This is a genomic window from Pelotalea chapellei, assembly GCF_018531195.1.
Lineage (GTDB): Bacteria > Desulfobacterota > Desulfuromonadia > Geobacterales > Pseudopelobacteraceae > Pelotalea > Pelotalea chapellei.
Map to the genome: position 1 here is coordinate 1 of NZ_JAHDYS010000036.1, position 1,423 is coordinate 1,423.

General features: G+C 41.5%; 1 protein-coding gene. It reads right to left on the minus strand.

Annotated elements, in window-relative coordinates:
* Positions 1–65: 65 nt before the first annotated feature.
* A complete protein-coding gene (locus KJB30_RS17810; RefSeq protein ID WP_214301717.1) occupies positions 66–1,172 on the minus strand; it encodes a lysozyme inhibitor LprI family protein in 1,107 nt (368 codons plus the stop codon).
* Between the last annotated feature and the right edge of the window lie 251 nt (positions 1,173–1,423).

A 1,423-nucleotide genomic window follows, 5' to 3' on the forward strand; every position in this document is an offset into this window, starting at 1 on the left:
TTTCAATTAAATCAGCCAGTAAGACCCAAAAAACCGGGAAGGCCACAAAAAACTGGGAAGTGTCCCTAGTTTCTACTATCTCTGGTTACGCATAAGCCCCTAGTACTTTTGCGGTCATAGCCATAAATATTCAAGTCGCGGAAATTTTCTTTTTTCGAATAGCTGATGGTATACATATAATACTTGCCGCTATAACTGAACATGCCGTTATATCCTTCAGCTTCACCGGTGCGGAAATTAATATTTTGATTAGCCAGAGACTCTGTTGCACGTTGTTTGCAACTCTTCCGGTCCATAACCACAAAGTCCGCTGAGCCAGTTTCAGACCCACTCCCCTTACTTAATTTCCCCCCCCTGTAAAACACATACTCCTTGCCGTTTTTGGGGTTGTTGTCAAAATCTACAAGGTACAGGCGATAATCAAGCAGCGCATAATGGACAGTAGCACCTATACTAACGCCTGGTATGGCCTCAGATTCAATTTCGTCATCAGTCATTTCTGAAATGGTCAAGCGCGGGTCAGTCACCGTATAGTAGACTTCTTTATAAGGCGGGGTATAGGCGCTGCAGGTGTCAAAATACCGTTGCAGGGAAGGGTCGTTGTAGTCGTCGGTTCTGGCGACTGGCGGAACAATCTCGAATTTACGCCCCTGCTGTATGTCTTCAAGCATGGCACTGCATAGTTTCAAATCATTTTTGCCGCTAGCTGATGAATAAAAATAGCCTTCCGTATCCATCTTGCGCTGTTGAGCTGTCAATATAAGAAGTTCACTATCTTCTTCTGGGGTGAGGAATCTTTTTTTAATAAGCGCTGCAAGTCGGTCGTCGGTGGCAGGTAAGCTTTGCTCTTTTGCTCTTAGGCGGGCGAACTCATGGGCCTTGATGGTGCTGGTCAACTCCATGATACGTTCTTGGTAGCTGAACTCCAGAACCCGTTTTTCGCGTTTTTTTAGCCAGTTCAACTGCTGCTTTTTCAGCTCTTCCTTATACGGAACTATGGCAAGCGCCTGTTTGTAAAGGTTTTGGAGCTTATCATCTAGGTCGGAAAGTTCTTTATTTGAACAAATTTCCTTTTCTGTCTTGGTTCTGGCTTTATTGCAGTCAAAACTTGCTGCAAAAGTATGAGTAACAAAAATCAGTAATAATCCACTTAGAAGCAATTGGTACTTCATAGTATCTCCAGTTCACATTTATTATTAGGGCAAGTTTAATAAACAATCAAAATTCTTTACTCGTAAGAGCATCTTCGATTTGTTTATGTTTCGCTGGTAAACATAATTATTTTGATCATAGTTATTTCCTGTATAACAATATGTAAGAACTAATTGACACTTTAGGAAAACTAAGGAAAACTAGGGACACTTCCCATATTTCCTGTTGCTAATCCATATTTTGATCGTATTATCAATGCCATGCCAAGAAT

Bases quoted from the DNA above. Each gene is read 5' to 3' on its own strand.
- KJB30_RS17810 (WP_214301717.1), bottom strand. From the start codon at position 1,172: ATGAAGTACCAATTGCTTCTAAGTGGATTATTACTGATTTTTGTTACT.